Source organism: Terrihalobacillus insolitus, assembly GCF_028416575.1.
Lineage (GTDB): Bacteria > Bacillota > Bacilli > Bacillales > Amphibacillaceae > Terrihalobacillus > Terrihalobacillus insolitus.
In genome coordinates this window covers 1-1,378 of record NZ_JAMQKB010000047.1, presented here as the reverse complement: position 1 = coordinate 1,378, position 1,378 = coordinate 1, and the positions used below count along the sequence as shown (strand labels likewise).

Annotated in this window: 1 rRNA gene (cut by a window edge); it reads left to right on the top strand. The window is 54.6% G+C overall.

The features are described from left to right. A 23S ribosomal RNA gene (locus tag NC797_RS17995) occupies positions 1–1,378 on the top strand (its annotated part extends 1,345 nt beyond the left edge of the window); the annotation flags it as partial.

The window sequence follows — 1,378 nt, the reverse complement described above, 5'->3', positions numbered from 1 at the left end:
GATTGGTGGAGCGCTTAGAAGTGAGAATGCCGGTATGAGTAGCGAAATAGAAGTGAGAATCTTCTACACCGAATGCCTAAGGTTTCCTGAGGAAGGCTCGTCCGCTCAGGGTTAGTCGGGACCTAAGCCGAGGCCGAAAGGCGTAGGCGATGGACAACAGGTGGATATTCCTGTACCACCTCATGACCGTTTGAACGATGGGGGGACGCAGTAGGATAAGGAAAGCGCACAATTGGATGTGCGCCCAAGCAGTGAGTGAGTCAGATAGGCAAATCCGTCTGGCAATCACAAGCTGTGATGGGGAGGGAACAAAAGTACCGAAGTTCCTGATTTCACACTGCCAAGAAAAGCCTCTAGTAAGGTCATAGGTGCCCGTACCGCAAACCGACACAGGTAGGCGAGGAGAGAATCCTAAGGTGATCGGGAGAACTCTCGTTAAGGAACTCGGCAAAATGACCCCGTAACTTCGGGAGAAGGGGTGCTTCTTTTGAACGAGAAGCCGCAGTGAAAAGGCCCAAGCGACTGTTTAGCAAAAACACAGGTCTCTGCGAAGCCGAAAGGCGAAGTATAGGGGCTGACACCTGCCCGGTGCTGGAAGGTTAAGGGGATGCGTTAGCCATATGGCGAAGCGTTGAACCGAAGCCCCAGTAAACGGCGGCCGTAACTATAACGGTCCTAAGGTAGCGAAATTCCTTGTCGGGTAAGTTCCGACCCGCACGAAAGGTGCAACGACTTGGGCACTGTCTCAACGAGAGACCCGGTGAAATTATACGATGCGTGAAGATGCGCATTACCCGCGACAGGACGGAAAGACCCCGTGGAGCTTTACTGTAGCCTGATATTGCATGTTGGTACAGCTTGTACAGGATAGGTGGGAGCCTGAGACTCGTGAGCGCTAGCTTACGATGAGGCGTCGGTGGGATACCACCCTGGCTGTACGGACATTCTAACCCAGAACCGTGATCCGGTTCGGAGACAGTGTCAGGTGGGCAGTTTGACTGGGGCGGTCGCCTCCTAAAGAGTAACGGAGGCGCCCAAAGGTTCCCTCAGAATGGTTGGAAATCATTCGCAGAGTGTAAAGGCAGAAGGGAGCTTGACTGCGAGACCTACAAGTCGAGCAGGGACGAAAGTCGGGCTTAGTGATCCGGCGGTACCGAATGGAAGGGCCGTCGCTCAACGGATAAAAGCTACCCCGGGGATAACAGGCTTATCTCCCCCAAGAGTCCACATCGACGGGGAGGTTTGGCACCTCGATGTCGGCTCATCGCATCCTGGGGCTGTAGTCGGTCCCAAGGGTTGGGCTGTTCGCCCATTAAAGCGGTACGCGAGCTGGGTTCAGAACGTCGTGAGACAGTTCGGTCCCTATCCGTCGTGGGCG